We start from the raw sequence: 18,931 nt of genomic DNA on the forward strand, positions 1-18,931 counted from the left end.
CGGAGTAACCGTAAATGAGCATTGACCTGACCGGCCTGTCGGCACGCGAACTGGGCGCCCTGATCCGCACCGCCAAGAAGCAGCAGACCATCGTCGCCAAGCGCCGGCCGATCACCAAGGTCCGGGCCCAGCTGACCAAGCTGGCCAAGACCGAGGGTTACACCATCGAAGAACTGTTCGGCGGCGCCCCGGCCCCGCGCGCGCGCAAGGCCGCCCCGGCAGCCAAGGCACCGTCCAAGACCGCCGGCCGCAAGCTGGGCAAGGTTGCGCCGAAGTACCGCAACCCGGCCAACCCGAAGGAAACCTGGACCGGCCGTGGCAAGCAGCCGCGCTGGATGGCCGAGCTGACCGCCAAGGGCAACAAGAAGCCGGAAGATTTCCTGATCAAGAAGGCCTGAGGCCGGATCGGGCTGCAATGAAAAACGCCGGCGAAAGCCGGCGTTTTTTCATTCCCCGGAAGGGTGTGTGGACCAGCGGTCCACACCTACAGGGTCTTGCGCGCCGGCATCAGCAGGTTGCCGAACAGCAGGCCGGCCACCAGCGCCATCACCACGTTCAGTACGGTGAGGAACACGCTCTGGCCAGCGCCGACATCCTGCTGCTGGACCAGGGTCAGCACGCCGCGCAGGCTGGTGCTGCCGGGCACCATCATGATGATGCCGGGCAGGCGGATGATCGCGCCCGGGCGTCCGACCAGGCGACCGAACAGGTTGCCGCCGGCGGTCAGCAGCATCGCCGACAGGAAGATGCCGGCCGGCGCACCCCAGGCGTGGCCACCAAACTTGGAGATCGCATAACCGGCCACCGAGGCGGCGATCACCCAGGGATAGTCGCGGCGGTTGGCCTTGAACAGCATCGCGAAGGCGAACGCCGCGGTCAGCAGCGAGCCCCACTCCACCCACGGCCCCTGCGGCCGCGTGGCACGGATCACCGGGTCCAGGCCGAGTACATCGGCCAGGGTCACCGCGATCATCGCGCCCACGCTGAGCTTCATGATGGTGGTCAACGCGCCGGCGAAACGCGCGGTACCGGAGACCCAATGCTGGCTGGCGAGTTCATTGACCGCATTGGTCAGCGACATGCCGGGCAGCAGCACCACCAGCGAGGCGATGATCACCGTGTTGAGGTTGAGTGCGCCGACAAAGGACGCGACCAGGGTTGCGACCATGCCGGCCAGCAGTGCCGCCAGCGCCTCGGCCGCTTCGCGGGTGGCCGGGCGACGGTCGGTGACCATGCCGAGCAGGCCGATCATCAGGCCGATGACACCGGCGGTGGCGATGTCCAGCCACGGCAGCTTCCACATGCCGGCCACGCCGGCCGCGCCGAGGGTGAACGAAAGAATGGTGCGCAACTTGCCGCGCCGGCCCGGATCCTTGTCCAACTGGCGCAGCGCGGTGTGGCCCTGGGCAATGCTCATCCGCCCGTTGGCCACTTCCTCGGCGATATGGTCGGCGACGCTGAGCTTGTGCAGGTCATTCTCACCGGGTGCCAGGCGGATCACGCGGGTGATGTCGCTGGAGCCGATCGCCTGTGCCGGGTCGCTGAAACTGAGGATGATACCGGTGGGATTCGACCACGGTTCACAATCCAGATCGAGCTGGCGGGCCAGTGCCACTACGGCCGTTTCCAGGCGCTGGGCCGTGGTGCCGTAGCTGTGCAGGCGTCCGGCGATCTCGGAAACGAAGGCCACGCGCTGCGCGTAGGTGGCCTGGGGCGTGGGGATCGTGTGAGCGTCTGCGGACATGCGCCGTAGTATTACCTACTGCCGGGCCGCACTGGATAAATTCATCCGGGTTCGACGCGATGCCCCAGACAGAACGGTTATGCTGCGACCCGAATGGCCCAAGTGACCCCGAACCACGCCCCCCAGCTCGAACAGGACGCCCATGACCCGGGCCTGATCCGCCTGTCCGGCACCTGGACCCTGAAGACCGCGCTGGCCGCGGCCGAAGTCCTGCGCGGCATTCCCGACACGCTGACCGGCATCGATGCCACCGGCATCGAGAAGATGGATTCGGCCGGCGTGCTGCAGGTACTGCGCGTGGCGCATCGCGCCGACCTCGGCGAGGACGCACTGCAGTTCCGCCCGGACCACCAGGCGCTGGTCTGCACCATCGAGGAGGTGGCCGACGACCGGCCCAGGCCCAAGCGCGATTTCGGCGTGCTGGCCGCGCTGGAACGACTGGGCGTCAGCGTCCACACCACCGGCCACAACATCAAGGCGCTGTGCAGTTTCCTCGGCGAAAACCTGGTCAAGGCAGCCCGGCTGGTCAAGGAACCCCGTCGCTTCCGCCTGACCGCCACCGTGCACCAGATGGAGCAGGTCGGGCTGGATGCAGTACCGCTGGTGGCGCTGCTGTCGTACCTGGTCGGCGCGGTGATCGCCTTCCTCGGCTCGACCATCCTGCGCGACTTCGGCGCCGAGATCTACGTGGTCGAGCTGGTCAACATCGCCTTCCTGCGCGAGTTCGCCGTGCTGCTGACCGCGATCGTGCTGGCCGGCCGCACCGCCAGTGCGTTCACCGCGCAGATCGGCGCGATGAAGGCGCGTGAGGAAATCGATGCGATGCGCACGCTGGGCCTGGACCCGATCGACCTGCTGGTGCTGCCGCGGTTGATGGCGCTGCTGGTCACCCTGCCCCTGCTGACCTTCATCGCGATGGTCGCTGGCCTGGCCGGCGGCATCACTGTCGGCGCGTTCGACCTCGACATCCCGCCGCAGATGTACATCGCGCGCATGCACGAGACCATGGAAGTGCGGCACATGCTGGTCGGCCTGTCCAAGGCGCCGGTGTTCGCGCTGGTGATCGGCCTGATCGGCTGCCTGGAAGGCCTGAAGGTGGAGGGCACGGCGCAGTCGGTCGGTGAACGCACCACCTCCAGCGTGGTGCAGACCATCTCGCTGGTGATCATCATCGACGCCTTCGCGGCGTTGTGGTTCATGCACATGGACTGGTGACATGAGCACATCCGCCCTCCCCGAACCCATCGATATGCGCGACGACCAGGGCCACGAACTGGCCATCCGCGTGCGCGGGCTGGTCAACCGCTTCGGCAGCCAGACCGTGCATGAAGTCCTGGACCTGGACGTGCGCCGCGGCGAGATCCTGGGCGTGGTCGGTGGCTCGGGCACCGGCAAGTCGGTGCTGATGCGGTCGATCCTCGGCCTGCGCACGCCCGACGCCGGCCAGATCGAGGTGCTCGGCCGCGATGCGCGTGCCGACGATGCCGAGAGCCGCCTGCACATCGAGCGCAACACCGGCGTGCTGTTCCAGGACGGCGCCCTGTTCTCTTCGCTGACCGTGGGCGAGAACGTGCAGGTGCCCTTGAAGGAACACCACCGCGAATTGCCCGAGCGCTGGCACTACGAGCTCGCGCTGCTGAAGGTGAAGCTGGCCGGCCTTCCCGCCGATGCGATCAACAAGCTGCCGTCGCAGTTGTCCGGCGGCATGCGCAAGCGTGCGGGCCTGGCCCGGGCGCTGGCGCTGGACCCGCCGCTGCTGTTCCTGGATGAACCCACCGCCGGCCTCGACCCGATCGGCGCGGCGGCATTTGACCGCCTGATCAAGACCCTGCAGGAAGCCCTCGGGCTGACCGTGTTCCTGATCACCCACGACCTGGACACGCTGTACGCGATCTGCGACCGGGTGGCGGTGATCGCCGACCGCAAGGTGGTGGCCAACGCGCCGCTGCCGGACATCGAGAAACTGGATCATCCGTGGATCCAGGAATACTTCCACGGACCGCGTGCGCGTGCCGCGCGCGGCGAACAGATCGAGAGTGCCTGAGCCATGGAAACCAAAGCCAACTACGTGCTGATCGGCGCGTTCACCCTGATCACCGGCCTGGCCCTTCTGGCCTTCGGCCTGTGGGCGGCCAAGTACTCCTCCGACCGCACCTGGCAGGAATACCGCGTGGTGTTCCGCGAGGCGGTGACCGGCCTGTCGGTGGGCAGCCCGGTGCAGTACAACGGCATCGCGGTCGGTTCGATCATCGAACTGAACCTGGTGCCGGACGACCCGCGCCAGGTGGTCGCACGCATCCGCCTGAACTCGACCACCCCGGTCAAGACCGATACCCGTGCCAAGCTGGCGATCACCAGCCTGACCGGCCCATCGATCATCCAGCTCAGCGGCGGCACGCCGCAGTCGCCGGCGCTGACCACGGTCAACAAGGACCCGGCCCCGATCATCCCGACCACACCATCGGCGCTGCAGAACATCACCGACGTTGCCAACCGCATCGTCGAGCGCATGGACCAGATCCTCAGCGACCGCAACGTGGCCTCGATCAATGCGACGCTGGCCAACCTGGAGACCATCAGCGGCGGCCTGGCCGACCGCGACCAGGGTACCCAGGCGCTGCTGCTCAGCGCGCGCGATGCCGCGCGCAGCCTGGACACCACGCTGAAGACCACCAACGGCACCATCGAGCGCCTGGACAAGAACCTGGTACAGCAGCTGCCGGGCATCATCGACAAGCTGGACGGCACCCTGGCCAAGCTTGATTCGGCCGCCGGCAATGCAGATTCGATCCTTGGCGAGAACCGCGCCGCGATCAACAGTTTCGCCAACGATGGCCTCGGCCAGCTGGGCCCGACGCTGACCGAACTGCGCGGGTTGATCCGTGACCTGCGCCGGGTCAGCGACCGTCTCGAGAACAACCCCGCGCGCTATCTGCTGGGCCGCGACGCACCGAAGGAGTTCGAACCCAAATGAGCCCGCCCCCCCTTCCGCGCCTGCTGCTGGCCGCTTCGATGGTCAGCCTGCTGGGCGGCTGCTCCATCCTTGGCAGCAGCGAGAAAACCGCAGTGACGCTGTACTCGCCCGCCGTGCAGGTGAAGGCCGATCCGGCGTGGCCGCAGGCCAGCTGGCAGCTGGTACTGGCCAAGCCCAGCGCCGCACGCATGGTCGACAGCCCGCGCATCAACGTGCGGCCGACCCCGTCGCAGCTGGAGATCTACAAGGGCGCCAGCTGGGCACAGCCGGCCACCGACATGATCGAGGACACCCTGCTGCGTGGCTTCGAGGACTCCGGCCGCATCCGCGGCGTGGCCCGCAGCACCGCCGGCATCCGCGCCGACTACAAGCTGTCCACCGACGTACGCCGCTTCGAATCGGACTACCAGGGCCAGGCCACGCCGACGGTGGTGATCGAGGTCAACGCCAAGCTGATCCACGTCGCCGACCAGCGCGTGGTGGCCGACCGCACCTTCCGCCAGGCACAGCCGGTCGGCAGCACCGACGTGCCGGCCGTGACCGCCGCGTTCGAGCGCGGCCTGCAGCAGCTGGCCCAGGACATGGTGGGCTGGACGCTGGTGAGCGGGCAGAACGACACCGCTGCGGCCAAGCGCTGATAGGCCGATGGGGTCGGATCGCTTTCGCGCTGCGAAAGGGCTCTGCCCCCATCGTCATCAACGTGGCGTGATCCAGCGGAACGTCAGGTTGATCCGCTCGCCCTGCACGCGCGCCATCTTCGGCAGCGCGTGCTGGTAGAAGCGTTGGGTCTGCCCTGCCATCACCAGCAGGTCTCCGTGGCCGAGCAGGTACTCGGCCTTCCGCGTCGGGTCGTCACGCCGGCGCAGCAGGAAGCGCCGCGCCGCGCCCAGGCTCAGCGAAGCGATCACCGGTTGCGGGCCCAGTTCGGGCTCGTCGTCGCTGTGCCAGCCCATGTAATCGCCGCCGCTGCGATAGCGGTTCAGCAGTACGCTGTTGAAGGCATGCCCGCAGAATGCCTGCAGCCGTTCACGGAGCGGCAGCAGCGCCGGCTGCCACGGCTCGGGCAGGAAATCGGTACCCGAATAGCGATAGCGCGCCTCGGCATCCCCCATCCAGCAGCTCAGGCGGGGTGAATCGACGATACGGCCGAACATGCGGATGCGGTGCACCTGCCAGGGGATGTGGTGCTCCAGCTGCTGCTGCATCAGGTCCGCCTGGTCTGCGGCCAGCCAGCCCCGATGCCAGTGGATGTCGGCGTCGTCCAATGGGAAATGCATGCCAGCACGCTAGCACACCCCCTCCGCGGCCAGCGACTATGATGGTCGCCCGCATTCCTGCGCGCAGCCTGACGATGATGACGATGAAGCACTCCTGGTACAGCCTCAAATGGCGGATTCGCCAGGCCTCGCGGCGGCTGGCCTCGGTGGTTCACAACCTGCGCCAGGTGGGCCCGGCCGCTACGCTGCGCAAGGTCAAGGCGGTGCTTCGCCCACATCCGCCGGCCGTGGCATCGGTGCCCGATCAACCGGCGCGTTCTTCCGGCGAAGCACGCAGCACGGCCCCTGCCGGTGCCGGATACGTGCTGGTGCTGGATGCCAGTGCGCCCGATCCGACCCGCGATTCCGGCTCGGTCCGGATGTGCAAGATCCTCCAGTCGATCCGCGAGCTGGGATGGCAACCGGTGTTCATGCCGGACAATGGTGTCATCAGTGCCGACAGTCGCGGCTTCCTCCACGCGCTGGGCGTGGGCCTGATCGGCATCGCAGGCCGCCCCCGCCTCGACCAGTGGCTGCACGTGCACGGCCAGCAGCTGCGTGCGACCCTGCTCAGCCGCCACCATGTGGCGGCAGCCCACATCGGGCTGATCCGCGATTACGGCGTGGGCAAGGTGATCTTCGACACCGTGGACCTGCACCATGTGCGTGAGCAGCGCGCTGCGGACCTGCGCCAGGACCCGGACCTGCAGCGGCAGGCTGCACGCACGCGGCAAAGCGAGTTCGCCCTGATCAACGCCAGCGACACGACGCTGGTGGTCAGCCAGACCGAGCTGGAGATGCTGCAGGCGCAACTGCCCGGCAGCGACATCCGGCTGCTCTCCAACATCCATGACGTGCAGGGCGGCACACGCCGCTTCGAGGACACCGCTGACCTGTACTTCGTGGGGGGCTATGCCCATCAGCCCAACCAGGAAGCGCTGGAATGGCTGGTCGACGAGATCCATCCCCGCATCCGCGCACAGCGCCCGGAGATCGTCCTGCACCTGATCGGAGAGATTCCGGAGGACGTGGCGGCGCGCTACGCCGGCAACGGTGTCATCGTCCACGGCCACGTGGCATCACTGCAGCCCTTCCTGTCGCGCTGCAGGATCGCGCTCGCCCCGCTGCTCTCCGGCGCGGGAGTGAAAGGCAAGGTCAATGAAGCGATGAGCCACGGCATCCCGGTGGTGGCCACGCCGATCGCCGCCGAAGGCATGTTCCTGATCGACGGGCAGAACGCCCTGGTCGCCTCGGGCACCGAGGCGTTCAGCAGCGCCATCCTGCGCCTGTACTCGGATGAGCCGTTGTGGTCCCACATCTCCGAACAGGGCTACCACAACATCCGCGAGCACTTCTCCAGCGATGCGGCGCGCAGGAGTCTGGAAGCACTGCTGCGCGCCTGATCACTCCGGCGCGAACGCCGATTCAACCTCGGGCGAACGCCACGCCGGTCTTCTCCTTCAGCTCCTCGTCGCCCACACCCGGCGCCGCTTCCACCAGGACCAGACCGGCATCGGTCACGTCGAACACAGCCAGGTCGGTGATGATGCGGTCGACCACGCCCACGCCGGTCAGCGGCAGCGTGCATTCGGCCAGGATCTTGTGCTCGCCGTTCTTGGCGGTGTGCTCCATCAGCACCACCACGCGCTGCACGCCGGCCACCAGGTCCATCGCGCCGCCCATGCCCTTGACCATCTTGCCGGGCACCATCCAGTTCGCCAGATCGCCCTTGTCGGTCACCTGCATGGCACCGAGGATGGCCAGGTTGATGTGGCCGCCGCGGATCATCGCGAAGCTGTCGTGGCTGCCGAAGTAACTGGCGCCGGCACGCGCGGTGACGGTCTGCTTGCCGGCATTGATCAGGTCCGCGTCGACTTCATCCTCGGTCGGGAACGGGCCGATGCCGAGCAGGCCGTTCTCCGACTGCAGCCACACGTCCACGCCTTCGGGAATGTGGTTGGCGACCAGGGTCGGCAGGCCGATACCCAGGTTCACGTAGGCACCATCGGTCAGTTCGCGGGCGGCGCGCGCCGCCATTTCATCGCGGGTCCACGCCATGTCAGTTGCCCTCCGCGCGGATGGTGCGCTGTTCGATGCGTTTTTCAGGATGCGCGTTGTGCACGATGCGGTGCACGTAGATGCCCGGCAGGTGCACCTGGTCCGGATCGATGGCGCCCACCGGCACGACCTCCTCGACCTCCGCGATGCAGACCTTGCCGGCCATCGCACAGGCCGGGTTGAAGTTGCGCGCGGTCTTGCGGAACACCAGGTTGCCGGCTTCGTCGGCCTTCCACGCCTTGACCAGCGCCACGTCGGCGCGCAGCGCGGTTTCCATCACGTAGTGCTTGCCGTCGAACTCGCGGGTTTCCTTGCCTTCGGCCACCACCGTGCCATAGCCGGTGGCGGTGAAGAACGCAGGAATGCCAGCACCGCCAGCACGCAGTCGTTCGGCCAGGGTGCCCTGCGGGTTGAATTCGAGTTCCAGTTCGCCGGCCAGGAACTGCCGCTCGAACTCCTTGTTCTCGCCCACGTAGGACGAAATCATCTTGCTGATCTGGCGTGTTTCCAGCAGCTGGCCCAGACCGAAGCCATCGACCCCCGCGTTGTTGGAGATCACGGTCAAGCCCTTGGCACCGCTGTCACGCAGCGCGGCGATCAGCGCCTCGGGAATGCCGCACAGGCCGAAGCCGCCGACAGCCAGGGTCTGGCCATCGGCGACCACGCCCTCCAGCGCCTGCGCTGCGGTGGCGAAGCGCTTGCCGCGCTTGCCGGTGGAAGTCACGTGTTCCATTTCTACAGCCCCACACGGGAAGAATGAGCGCATTCTAGCGCTACACCCGCATACGGCTGGGATGCGCCGCAGCATGACGCCACGGCGCGTTGCGGCTCAGCGTGTGCGCGGGATCTTCGCGGTGGCGCGATGTTCCAGCGCCAGCAGCACCGCAAACCCCAGCAGCAGTGTCACCGGCATGCGGACACGGTCGACGCTGGTGCGCAGGTGCCAGTCCAGGTCATGCGGTGTGCCCAGGTAGACCAGGAACAGGACGGCCGCGTACGCCAGCGCCGCCAGCACCGCCGCCGATGCCGCCGGAACCCGCAGCACAGGGCGCCAGAGCACGGCCAGTACCAGCAGCGGCACCAGCACCCAGGCATCCAGCAGCAGGCGTTGGACGATCGCCAGGGTTCCGCCATCGCGGCCAAGGCGCGCCAGCAGCTGCGTCTTCATGTCGCTTCCGGCCAGGTCATTGCCAACCCCTGCCTGCCCGATAGCCAGCTTCCATGCCAGCAGCGGCAGCAGCGCCACAACCGCGGCCAGCAGGATGCGCCAGCCCAGGCGACGCTCGCGCAGCAGGCCTTCGCCCAGGACCACGGCGGTCAACAAGGACGCGAGCACGGCACCTTCGTTCTTCAGCATCGACAGCACGGCGATCAGCAAGGTGAATGCGACCAGCTCACGGCGCTCACCCGCGTTCCCGCACACGCGGTAGCGCATGGCGGTCGCCACGGCAGCGACCGCGTAGAGGGCCACCAGCGCATCCATGTAGCCGTTGATCAGCATGTCGCGGCCCAGGCGCATCAGCAGCAGTGCGAACAGCACGCCCCACCAGCGCCAACGGAAACTCGGGGCGATCAGCAGCAGCGCCGGCAGCAGCAGCAACGGTGCCACCGCCTTCGGCAGCAGCTCGTTCCAGTGCCCGGCCAGGCCTGCGGCGGAGGCCATCAGCCAGGGCACCAGCGCGGGATAGTCGTTGTGGCTCCACGGCGCGTAATCATCCAGCTGCGCGTACAGCGTGCCTTCCAGGAAGATCCGCTTGGCATGGAACAACCAGATCGAACGCGGGTCCCAGCCATCGCTGGGGCTGCCCAGTGCGATCAGCACCAGCACCAGCACCATCAGCACCAGCGGTGCGGTGCGCAGGTCACGCAGCGCCGGCAGCGCAAGCAGCGCACTGAGCACGAATGCCGCGAACACCACCAGGACCGGCCAGCCGACCAGCCCGATGGCCGCCAGGCCATAGCCCAGCAGGGCAAAGGCCAGCATGGCCAGCGCCGCGCGGCGCCCCCATTCAACCGCAGTTGGCAAGGACGACATCGCCACGCCTCCCCAGCACCTGGCACTGCCCCAGCAGCGGATCGTTGGACTTCAGCAGGCGGTGTGCCACGTCGGTGTCGCTGAAGCGCACCGGATAGAGTGCCTCCCACATGCGCTGCTGGATCAGCGGATCGTCCTTCAGCCCTTGCCCCAGCGACAGTGGCGAGAGATCGCCCGGCTGCGCCCGCAGCAGGTCGCGCGCATCGACCACTTCGCGCGGTACCGCCGCGCTGAAGCCGGCATCGTCCGCCAGCGCCTGGCGCAGCAACGACGCCTGAAACTCCGATCGCTTGGCGACCGAAACGAGCATGACACCCCATAGCAGCGCAAGGATGCCGGCAATCGCCAGATCCCAGCCCGCAAGGCGTGGCAGGGAGGAGGTAGGAGTAGAGGTCATGTCTTCCATGAAACGTTCAAGAAGCGGGCAGCGGGAATCAATGCAATACAGCGATGGAGCTAGCGGCAACGGTAGTCGGACGGCATCTGGCTGTCGCGGAAGGGATCAGTGAGTGCATCGGTGTACTGACCCATCAGCAGGCGGTGGGTCGGCAGCATGTTCTGCCGGTAGAAGCGGCCGAACGATGCCAGGCGCTCGCCGCGTGCGGTCAAGCGGACGCAGCCATCATGGATCTGCACCGTTCCGGACTGCAGCTGCTCGGTCAGGCGCACTTCCACCAGGTGATGCTCGCGCACGTACTCTTCGGTGAACACCTGGCGGAACGCATCTTCGCGGATACCGCCGCCGCGCTGCTGCAGCTTCTCCAGGATGTAGAAGGACAGCGAGCGATCGATGACGGTCGGGATCGAGATCGCGAACACATAGCCCCCCAGCAACCAGATGGCAGCCAGCTGGATCAGCTCGAGGCGGCTGAAATCCCTGAACCACTTCAGCGCGTACAGGCCGGCAAACACCACCACCAGCGCGATCACCGCATCGAGGATGCTGGCGTACAGCACCACGTTCACCCGGAACTGGCGCATGTGTACGTAGTAGACCAGCAGCAGCACCACGATGAAGACAAGGGTTGCCAGTGCGGCACGGAAGTACTTGTTCACTTGAACACCACCAATCGGTTGGCAATGAAGCTGATGGCCATCTGCATCCCGGTGGCGAGCACGAAGCCGATGCGGTAATCCAGACCCAGCCGATCGGCCCAGAGGTACATCACCAGCGCGTGCAGCACGGCGATCGAGGCATACACCAGCAGGAACAACGAGCCCTGCCGCGCCAGGCTGCCCTGGCGGCCACGGAACACGAAGTAGCGGCTGCCCAGGAACGAGGCGGTGATGCCGAACACGGCGGCCAGCGCATTGGCCGCTGCCGCCAGCGGGATATGCAGCACTTCGATGTTGAAGCGCAGCACGCCATAGTGCACGGCAGTGGCGGCCAGACCGTTGATCACGTAACGGACGGCCTGCCCGCCGAGCGCATCCTTAGCCATTGCGGCGGCCGGCATGCAGGACCTCGTCGACGAACTCACGGTAGCTGCCGACGCTCATCACGCCGCCACCGCGCATCATTCCCGACAGCATCAGGATGATCAGCGTCAGCGCCGCGGTCTGCAGGAACACCAGCACCAGGATGCCGAACGCCAGCGAGAACCAGCCCTGCGAGGCAAACCCCAGCATCTTCAGCCCGGTAGCGACGATGCCACCGATGATCGACAGTGCTGCCACCATGGTGCAGGCGATGCCCACGCGCACCAGCACGTCCTCGGCAAACACCATCAGGGCACGGAATCCGTGCAGGGCCAGGCCAACGAAGTTCATCTTGCTGCGACCGGCGTAGCGCGGGCCACGATCCAGCGCGCAGGTCTGCACGCGCAGCTTCGAGCCCAGTACGCAGGCTGCAACGTGGATCCACAGCTCCTGCATCGATGCCAACCGGCGCACCGCCGGCATCTTCGCCGCCATGAAATTGCCGAAGCTGATCTGGCGCCCGCTGAGCAGCGAGAACAGCAGCTTGTAGACGATGTAGAACGACTTGAACTTCAGCGATTCGACGCGGCTGCGACGGCTGGCCACCACCACGTCGACATCGGCCGAATCCAGGCCCGCCACCAGCTCGGTGATGCTCTCCGGCATATCCTCGCCATCGGAATCCATCACCACGACAATGTCATTGCCATCGAAGTGCTCGGCCACATAGCCCAGGCCGATGGCGATCGCACGCTGATGCCCGACATTGCGACGCAGGCGGATCACCACGCCCTCCAGCCCCGAAGCCTCAATGGCGCTGATCGGCAATGGCTGCCGCACCGAGCCGTCGTCCACGGCCACCACATAGGTGTCCGGACCCTGGGTGCGGGCGAGCTCGACGAACAGCTTCGAGGAGGCTTCCAGGTCCTCGTAGACCGGCATCACCACGATCTTGCGCATCGTCGCCACCTCAGGCCTGCAAGCGATGGCGGAAATAGGCGATGGTCTCCTTCAGGCCATCCTCCAGGCCGACCTTCGGCTCCCAGCCCAGATCGGCCTTGGCCAGGCTGATGTCCGGCTGGCGCTGGCGCGGATCATCCGACGGCAGCGGGCGGTACTCGATCTTCGACGCGCCGCCGACCAGGCGGAGCACGGTCTCGGCCAGTTCCAACATGGTGTACTCGGACGGATTGCCGATATTGATCGGACCGGTGAGATCAGCCGGTGAGTCCATCAGCCGCAGCATGCCTTCGATCAGGTCATCGACATAGCAGAAGCTGCGCGTCTGGCTGCCATCGCCATAAATGGTAATCGGCTCGCCCTTCAGCGCCTGCACGATGAAGTTGCTGACCACCCGGCCGTCATTGGGATGCATGCGCGGACCATACGTGTTGAAGATGCGCATGACCTTGATCTCCAACTGGTGCTGGCGCCAGTAGTCGAAGAACAGCGTTTCGGCGCAACGCTTGCCCTCGTCATAGCAGCTGCGGATGCCGATCGGGTTGACCCGGCCCCAGTAGCCTTCCACCTGCGGGTGGATTTCCGGATCGCCGTACACCTCGCTGGTGCTGGCCTGCAGGATGCGCGCGCGCAGGCGCTTGGCCAGGCCGAGCATGTTGATCGCGCCATGCACGCTGGTCTTGGTGGTCTGCACCGGGTCCTGCTGGTAGTGGATCGGTGACGCTGGGCAGGCCAGGTTGAAGATCCGGTCCACTTCCACATAGAGCGGGAACGTCACGTCATGGCGCATGAGCTCGAACCGTGGGTGGCCCAGCAGCCCATCCACGTTCGCCTTGCTGCCGGTGTAGAAGTTGTCCACGCAGAGGACGTCATGGCCGCCCGCGATGAGCCGATCGCACAGATGCGACCCAAGGAAGCCCGCGCCTCCGGTCACCAGCACGCGTTTCTGATCGTGAGTGAATTTCAAAGCAAACCTCGATCCTTCTGGAACAGCAGGCCAATTGGCGATGGCCACGCGGGCCATGTCCTCGGTCGTCAGCGCGCAATTGTATGCGAACTGCCCGCTGGCCATGGCCCATCGACGGGGAATCGGCCTGCCCCCTCCCAAGTCAACGCTGCTGGCCGGGCGCCCCTGGCTCACCGGCCGTTTGCAGACCCTCCCGCTATAATCAGGCTTCTCTATCCGGATGGACTGCTTCGATGCCCCTGCCCGCTTTCAAGGCCTACGATATCCGCGGCCGTGTGCCGGAAGAACTGAACGAGGACCTGGCCCGTCGCATCGGCGTCGCCCTGGCCGCACAGCTCGCTCCAGGCCCGGTGGTCCTCGGCCATGATGTGCGCCTGACCAGTCCGGCACTGCAGGATGCGCTGGCCGCAGGCCTGCGTGGGACCGGCCGTGAGGTGATCGACATCGGCCTGTGCGGCACCGAAGAGGTCTACTTCCAGACCGACCACCTCGGCGCGGCCGGCGGCGTGATGGTGACCGCCAGCCACAACCCGATGGACTACAACGGCATGAAGCTGGTGAAGGAGAACGCGCGGCCGATCAGTTCGGATACCGGCCTGTTCGCGATTTCCGACGCGGTCGCCGCCGATACCTCCGAGGCCCAGCCGCCGCGTGCCGGGCAGACCGCCCAGCATGACAAGCACGCCTACATCCAGCATCTGCTGAGCTACGTCGATGCCAGCAAACTGAAGCCGCTGAAGCTGGTGGTCAATGCGGGCAATGGCGGCGCCGGCGCCATCGTCGACCTGCTGGCACCGCACCTGCCGTTCGAGTTCATCCGCATCTGCCACGAGCCGAACGGCAGCTTCCCCAACGGCATTCCCAACCCGCTGCTGCCGGAGAACCGCGCCGCCACCGCCGACGCGGTGCGCGAACACGGTGCCGACTTCGGCATCGCCTGGGACGGTGACTTCGACCGTTGCTTCTTCTTCGACCACAGCGGCCGCTTCATCGAGGGCTACTACCTGGTCGGCCTGCTGGCCAAGGCGATCCTGGCGCGCCATCCCGGCGGCAAGATCGTGCATGACCCGCGCCTGGTCTGGAACACTGTGGACATGGTCGAGCAAGCCGGCGGTGTCGCGGTGCAGTGCAAGAGCGGCCATGCCTTCATCAAGGAAAAGATGCGTGCCGAAGACGCGGTATACGGCGGCGAGATGAGCGCACACCACTATTTCCGCGAGTTCGCCTATGCCGACTCGGGCATGATTCCGTGGCTGCTGATCGCCCAGCTGGTTTCAGAGAGCGGCCGTTCGCTGGCCGACTGGGTTGAAGACCGAATGGCTGCCTATCCGTGCAGTGGCGAGATCAACTTCAAGGTCGCCGACGCCAAGGCCGCCGTTGCGCGCGTGATGGAGCACTTCGCGGCGCAATCGCCCAGGCTGGACCACACCGATGGCATCAGTGCGGACTTCGGCAATTGGCGCTTCAACCTGCGCAGCTCCAACACCGAACCGCTGCTGCGCTTGAACGTCGAAGCGCGCGGTGACGCTGCGTTGATGCAGGCGCGCACCGACGAAATTTCCCGTCTGATCCAGCAGTAACCGAGGCCCGCATGAGCAGCATCCAGCCCGTCATCCTGTCCGGCGGATCCGGTACCCGCCTGTGGCCGCTTTCGCGCGAGGCCTACCCGAAGCAGTTCCTGCCACTGGCCGGCGAGCTGACGATGCTGCAGGCCACCTGGCAGCGCGTCGCCCCGCTTGCGGCGCGTGGCCCGCTGGTGATCGCCAACGAAGAGCACCGTTTCGTCGCTGCCGAGCAGTTGCAGCAGGTCGGGGCCGAGCCGGCCGCGATCATTCTGGAACCGGTGGGCCGCAACACTGCACCGGCGATTGCCGTGGCTGCACTGGAAGCCACCCGGGACGGCGCCGACGCGCTGCTGCTGGTGCTGCCCTCCGATCATGTGATCACCGACGAGGCGGCCTTCCGCAACGCGGTGCAGGCCGCCGTCAGTGCCGCTGAAGCCGGCAAGCTGGTCACGTTCGGCATCGTGCCGACCGGCCCGGAAACCGGCTACGGCTATATCAAGGCTGCCAACGGCCAGGGCCTGCGTGCCGTCGAACGCTTCGTCGAAAAGCCCGACCTGGAGACCGCCACCGGCTACGTCAGCAGCGGCCAGTACTACTGGAACAGCGGCATGTTCCTGTTCAAGGCTTCGCGTTACCTGCAGGAGCTGGAGCGCTTCCAGCCGGAAATGCTGGCTCGCAGCCGCCAGGCCTGGCAGCAGGCGCGCCGCGATACCGACTTCACCCGCCTGGACAAGGATGCCTTCACGGCGGTGCCGTCGGACTCGATCGACTACGCGGTGATGGAAAGGACTGCCGATGCAGTCGTGATCCCGCTCGATGCCGGCTGGAACGACGTCGGTTCGTGGACCGCACTGCGCGATGTCTCGCAGCAGGATGGCGACGGCAACGCCCACCAGGGCGATGTGATCGCCATCGACTGCCGCAACACCTATGCCTATGCCCAGCGCCTGGTGGCCATGGTCGGCCTCGATGACGTGATCGTGGTCGAGACCGACGATGCGGTGCTGGTGGGCAATGCCGACCGCATGCAGGAGGTCAAGACCGTGGTGGCCAAGCTGAAGGCCGAAGGCCGCAGCGAGGCGACCTGGCACCGCAAGGTGTATCGCCCCTGGGGCGCCTACGATTCGATCGACAACGGCGAGCGCTTCCAGGTCAAGCGGATCACGGTCAAGCCCGGCGGCACGCTCAGCCTGCAGATGCACCATCACCGCGCCGAGCACTGGATCGTGGTCAGCGGCACCGCGGAGGTGACCCGCGGCAGCGAGGTGATCCTGCTCAGCGAGAACCAGAGCACCTACATCCCGCTTGGCGTGACCCACCGCCTGCGCAACCCGGGCAAGCTGCCGCTGGAACTGATCGAAGTGCAGTCAGGCAGTTATCTGGGCGAGGATGACATCGTGCGTTTCGAAGACACCTACGGGCGGAGCTGAGCCCCCCGCGGGTGGGTACCGACTCCTGCTCGGGGTGGGTGCCAACTCCTGCTCGGGGTGGGTGCCAACTCCTGCTCGGGGTGGGTACCGACTCCTGCTCGGGGTGGGTACCAACTACTGTTCGGGGTGGGTGCCAACTACTGCTCGGGGTGGGTGCCGACCGTTGGTCGGCACTTCGCCTACCAGGTCATGCCATCTCGGCCATCACCCGCCGCAAGCCGTCCTGCCATGCTGGCAGCACGATGCCGAAATCCAGCTGCAGCTTGTGGTTGTCCAGTACCGACCAGGCCGGGCGGCGGGCCGGTGTCGGATACGCCGACGCGGGAATCGCCTCGACGATCGGCGCCTTGCGCAGCACGCCGGTGGCAAGCGCTTCGGCGAAGATCGCCTCGGCGAAGCCATGCCAGCTGGTCTGGCCGCTGGCGGTCAGGTGCCAGGTCCCCGACAAGCGACCGGGGTGCTGCAACGCCCGCGCAGTGACGTCGGCGATCAGTGCCGCCGGCGTGGGCGTCCCGATCTGGTCGGCCACCACCCGCAGCTGATCCCGTTCGGCGCCGACGCGCAGCATGGTGCGCAGGAAATTCGTGCCGTGCGCGGCATACACCCACGCCGTACGGAAGATCAGGTGGCGGCCTCCCGCGGCACGCACCGCGTCCTCGCCATCGCGCTTGCTGGTGCCGTAGACGCCCAGCGGGGCGGTCGGCGCGTCCTCACGATAGGGCGCGGTGGCGTGGCCATCGAACACGTAATCGGTGGAGTAATGCACCAACGGCACGCCCTTCGCCGCGCACCAGCGCGCGATCACGCCCGGCGCCTGCGCGTTGACGGCAAAGGCCGTGTCGCTCTCCTGTTCGGCACGGTCCACTGCCGTGTAGGCGGCGGCGTTGACCACGATCGAGGGCTGCACGCGCTCGAGCACCGCAGCAAGGCTGCCGGGCTGGGTGAAATCAGCGGCTTCACAGGCACGGCCGTCGGGCAGAACGCCACTGCGGGTGGTCGCGACCACGCCGCCCAGCGGGGCCAGCGCGCGCAACAACTCCTGGCCGAGCTGGCCGTTGCCGCCGAACAGCAGAATGCTCATGGCAGGTGGACCGGCAGGCGGTCTTCGGCGATCTCGCCCAGGAACGGAGCATGCTCGTCCTTGGCCGACAGGGTCGGCTTGCCCAGTGGCCAGTCCACGCCGATGTCGGCGTCATTCCAGCGCACGCCGGCATCGAAGTCCTTCAGGTACACCTCGGTGCACAGGTAGCTGAACACCGCGCGTTCGGACAACACGGCGAAGCCATGCGCAAAGCCTTCCGGAATCCAGAACTGCCGCCGGTTCTCCGCGCTCAGCACCACCGCCTCCCAGCGCCCGAAGGTGGGCGAGCCGCGGCGGATGTCCACGGCGACGTCATATACCTCGCCCTCGAGCACGCTCACCAGCTTGCCCTGCGGACGCGGCCACTGGTAATGCAGGCCGCGCAGCACGCCCTGTGCCGAGGTCGATACATTGCTCTGCACGAAGCGGTCCGGCAGGCCCTGCGCGGCGAAGCGCTCGGCATTCCAGGTCTCGAAGAAGCAGCCACGGGCATCGCCGAACACCGCCGGCTCGATCACCACGCAGCCGGGCAGATCGGTTTCAATCACTTTCACGGAACCACTCCACGCAGGGCGAGCTTGTGCAGGTACTGGCCATAGCCGTTCTTGATCAGCGGTGCCGCCAACGCTTCCAGCTGCGCAGCGTCGATCCAGCCCTTGCCGAAGGCGATTTCCTCCGGGCAGCACACCTGCAGGCCCTGCCGGGTCTGGATGGTTTCGATGAAGTTGGAGGCCTCCAGCAGTGACTGGTGGGTGCCGGTATCGAGCCAGGCATAACCGCGGCCCAGTGGCTCCAGGTGCAGCAGGCCCTGCTCCAGGTACCTGCGGTTGAGATCGGTGATCTCCAGCTCGCCGCGGGCCGAGGGCTTCAGCTCGGCGGCGTAGTCACAGGCATGCGCATCGTAGAAGTACAGGCCGGTCACCGCGTAGTTCGAGCGTGGGTTGAGCGGCTTCTCGACGAGGCCGACCACCTTGCCACTGGCGTCGAACTCGGCCACGCCATAGCGCTCGGGGTCGTTGACCCAGTAGCCAAACACCGTGGCTCCCTGGTCACGCGCGTCGGCGCGGCGCAGCATTTCGCTCAGCCCATGGCCGTGGAAGATGTTGTCCCCCAGCACCAGGCAGCTCGGCTTGCCGGCAACGAAATCGCGACCGATCAGATAAGCCTGGGCCAGGCCATCGGGGCTGGGCTGCACGGCGTACTGGATGTCCATGCCCCACTGCGAACCGTCGCCCAGCAGCTGCCGGAACAGCGCCTGTTCGTGCGGGGTGTTGATGATCAGCACCTCGCGGATGCCCGCCAGCATCAGCACGCTGAGCGGGTAGTAGATCATCGGCTTGTCATACACCGGCAGCAGCTGCTTGCTGACACCCTGGGTGATCGGATACAGCCGGGTGCCGGAGCCACCGGCGAGGATGATGCCCTTGCGCTGGGTCATGTCG

The 18,931-nt window shown here is 66.6% G+C and carries 21 protein-coding genes; 8 read left to right on the forward strand and 13 right to left on the reverse strand.

Annotated features, from left to right (window positions below; all coding sequences use genetic code 11):
• The first annotated feature begins 14 nt into the window (after nt 1-14).
• A complete protein-coding gene (locus D7T59_RS14955) occupies nt 15-398 on the forward strand; it encodes an H-NS histone family protein (protein WP_005408004.1) in 384 nt (127 codons plus the stop codon).
• 86 nt (nt 399-484) lie between these two features.
• Here D7T59_RS14955 and D7T59_RS14960 read toward each other — a convergent pair whose 3' ends face one another.
• Nucleotides 485-1,744, reverse strand: a complete 1,260-nt coding sequence (locus D7T59_RS14960) for a threonine/serine exporter family protein (protein WP_005408003.1) — start codon at nt 1,742-1,744, stop codon at nt 485-487.
• A gap of 93 nt (nt 1,745-1,837) precedes the next feature.
• Here D7T59_RS14960 and D7T59_RS14965 point away from each other — a divergent pair, with 93 nt between their 5' ends.
• Genes D7T59_RS14965 through D7T59_RS14980 form a run of 4 tightly spaced genes read left to right on the forward strand, consistent with a single transcriptional unit; the run spans nt 1,838 to nt 5,356 of the window.
• A complete protein-coding gene (locus D7T59_RS14965) occupies nt 1,838-2,959 on the forward strand; it encodes an ABC transporter permease (protein ID WP_164137424.1) in 1,122 nt (373 codons plus the stop codon).
• A gap of 1 nt (nt 2,960) precedes the next feature.
• Nucleotides 2,961-3,788, forward strand: coding sequence for an ABC transporter ATP-binding protein (locus tag D7T59_RS14970; protein ID WP_180851374.1), 828 nt, complete (start codon nt 2,961-2,963; stop codon nt 3,786-3,788).
• Between the two features lie 3 nt (nt 3,789-3,791).
• Complete coding sequence (locus D7T59_RS14975; protein ID WP_033835489.1) at nt 3,792-4,718, forward strand: MlaD family protein; 927 nt, start codon at nt 3,792-3,794, stop codon at nt 4,716-4,718.
• A complete protein-coding gene (locus D7T59_RS14980; protein ID WP_180851373.1) occupies nt 4,715-5,356 on the forward strand; it encodes an ABC-type transport auxiliary lipoprotein family protein in 642 nt (213 codons plus the stop codon). The genes D7T59_RS14975 and D7T59_RS14980 overlap by 4 nt, the downstream gene beginning before the upstream one ends.
• A gap of 57 nt (nt 5,357-5,413) precedes the next feature.
• Here the strand turns inward: D7T59_RS14980 and D7T59_RS14985 are convergent, their stop codons facing one another.
• Nucleotides 5,414-5,995 (reverse strand): alpha-ketoglutarate-dependent dioxygenase AlkB family protein, encoded by a 582-nt coding sequence (locus D7T59_RS14985; RefSeq protein ID WP_180851372.1) that lies wholly within the window; start codon nt 5,993-5,995, stop codon nt 5,414-5,416.
• A gap of 83 nt (nt 5,996-6,078) precedes the next feature.
• On the opposite strand from D7T59_RS14985, the gene D7T59_RS14990 reads away from it, so the two are divergent.
• Nucleotides 6,079-7,377 (forward strand): glycosyltransferase, encoded by a 1,299-nt coding sequence (locus D7T59_RS14990; RefSeq protein WP_180851371.1) that lies wholly within the window; start codon nt 6,079-6,081, stop codon nt 7,375-7,377.
• A gap of 22 nt (nt 7,378-7,399) precedes the next feature.
• Here the strand turns inward: D7T59_RS14990 and D7T59_RS14995 are convergent, their stop codons facing one another.
• From D7T59_RS14995 to D7T59_RS15030, 8 genes are all read right to left on the reverse strand, one after another.
• Nucleotides 7,400-8,032: a CoA transferase subunit B gene (locus D7T59_RS14995; RefSeq protein ID WP_180851370.1), complete on the reverse strand. Its 633-nt coding sequence runs from the start codon at nt 8,030-8,032 to the stop codon at nt 7,400-7,402.
• 1 nt (nt 8,033) lies between these two features.
• Nucleotides 8,034-8,765, reverse strand: a complete 732-nt coding sequence (locus tag D7T59_RS15000) for a CoA transferase subunit A (RefSeq protein ID WP_164137431.1) — start codon at nt 8,763-8,765, stop codon at nt 8,034-8,036.
• Nucleotides 8,766-8,861: 96 nt separating this feature from the next.
• On the reverse strand, nt 8,862-10,067 hold the full coding sequence (locus tag D7T59_RS15005; RefSeq protein WP_180851369.1) for a hypothetical protein: 1,206 nt from the start codon (nt 10,065-10,067) through the stop codon (nt 8,862-8,864).
• A complete protein-coding gene (locus tag D7T59_RS15010) occupies nt 10,042-10,464 on the reverse strand; it encodes a hypothetical protein (RefSeq protein ID WP_258012964.1) in 423 nt (140 codons plus the stop codon). The genes D7T59_RS15005 and D7T59_RS15010 overlap by 26 nt, the downstream gene beginning before the upstream one ends.
• A gap of 59 nt (nt 10,465-10,523) precedes the next feature.
• Nucleotides 10,524-11,123, reverse strand: coding sequence for a hypothetical protein (locus tag D7T59_RS15015; protein ID WP_180851367.1), 600 nt, complete (start codon nt 11,121-11,123; stop codon nt 10,524-10,526).
• Nucleotides 11,120-11,524 carry a GtrA family protein gene (locus D7T59_RS15020; protein WP_164137435.1) on the reverse strand — a complete coding sequence of 135 codons (405 nt, stop codon included), beginning with the start codon at nt 11,522-11,524 and terminating at the stop codon, nt 11,120-11,122. The genes D7T59_RS15015 and D7T59_RS15020 overlap by 4 nt, the downstream gene beginning before the upstream one ends.
• A complete protein-coding gene (locus D7T59_RS15025) occupies nt 11,502-12,446 on the reverse strand; it encodes a glycosyltransferase (protein ID WP_180851366.1) in 945 nt (314 codons plus the stop codon). The genes D7T59_RS15020 and D7T59_RS15025 overlap by 23 nt, the downstream gene beginning before the upstream one ends.
• 10 nt (nt 12,447-12,456) lie before the next feature.
• Nucleotides 12,457-13,413, reverse strand: a complete 957-nt coding sequence (locus D7T59_RS15030; RefSeq protein ID WP_099527084.1) for a UDP-glucuronic acid decarboxylase family protein — start codon at nt 13,411-13,413, stop codon at nt 12,457-12,459.
• Nucleotides 13,414-13,646: 233 nt separating this feature from the next.
• Here D7T59_RS15030 and D7T59_RS15035 point away from each other — a divergent pair, with 233 nt between their 5' ends.
• Both D7T59_RS15035 and D7T59_RS15040 read left to right on the forward strand, forming a co-directional pair.
• Nucleotides 13,647-14,993, forward strand: coding sequence for a phosphohexomutase domain-containing protein (locus tag D7T59_RS15035; protein ID WP_180851365.1), 1,347 nt, complete (start codon nt 13,647-13,649; stop codon nt 14,991-14,993).
• 11 nt (nt 14,994-15,004) lie between these two features.
• Nucleotides 15,005-16,408: a mannose-1-phosphate guanylyltransferase/mannose-6-phosphate isomerase gene (locus D7T59_RS15040; RefSeq protein WP_180851364.1), complete on the forward strand. Its 1,404-nt coding sequence runs from the start codon at nt 15,005-15,007 to the stop codon at nt 16,406-16,408.
• A 187-nt stretch (nt 16,409-16,595) separates the two neighbouring features.
• Here the strand turns inward: D7T59_RS15040 and rfbD are convergent, their stop codons facing one another.
• Genes rfbD through rfbA form a run of 3 tightly spaced genes read right to left on the reverse strand, consistent with a single transcriptional unit; the run spans nt 16,596 to nt 18,927 of the window.
• The gene (gene rfbD, locus D7T59_RS15045) at nt 16,596-17,489 is read right to left on the reverse strand and encodes a dTDP-4-dehydrorhamnose reductase (protein WP_180851363.1); all 894 of its coding nucleotides are present in this window, start codon (nt 17,487-17,489) and stop codon (nt 16,596-16,598) included.
• Complete coding sequence (gene rfbC, locus D7T59_RS15050) at nt 17,486-18,043, reverse strand: dTDP-4-dehydrorhamnose 3,5-epimerase (RefSeq protein WP_180851362.1); 558 nt, start codon at nt 18,041-18,043, stop codon at nt 17,486-17,488. Before rfbC ends, rfbD begins: the two co-directional genes overlap by 4 nt.
• Entirely contained in the window at nt 18,040-18,927 is an 888-nt protein-coding gene (rfbA, locus tag D7T59_RS15055; protein WP_180851361.1) for a glucose-1-phosphate thymidylyltransferase RfbA, read from the reverse strand. Before rfbA ends, rfbC begins: the two co-directional genes overlap by 4 nt.
• Nucleotides 18,928-18,931 lie beyond the last annotated feature (4 nt).

It is taken from the genome of Stenotrophomonas maltophilia, from assembly GCF_013464915.1.
Taxonomy (GTDB): Bacteria; Pseudomonadota; Gammaproteobacteria; order Xanthomonadales; family Xanthomonadaceae; genus Stenotrophomonas; species Stenotrophomonas maltophilia_AT.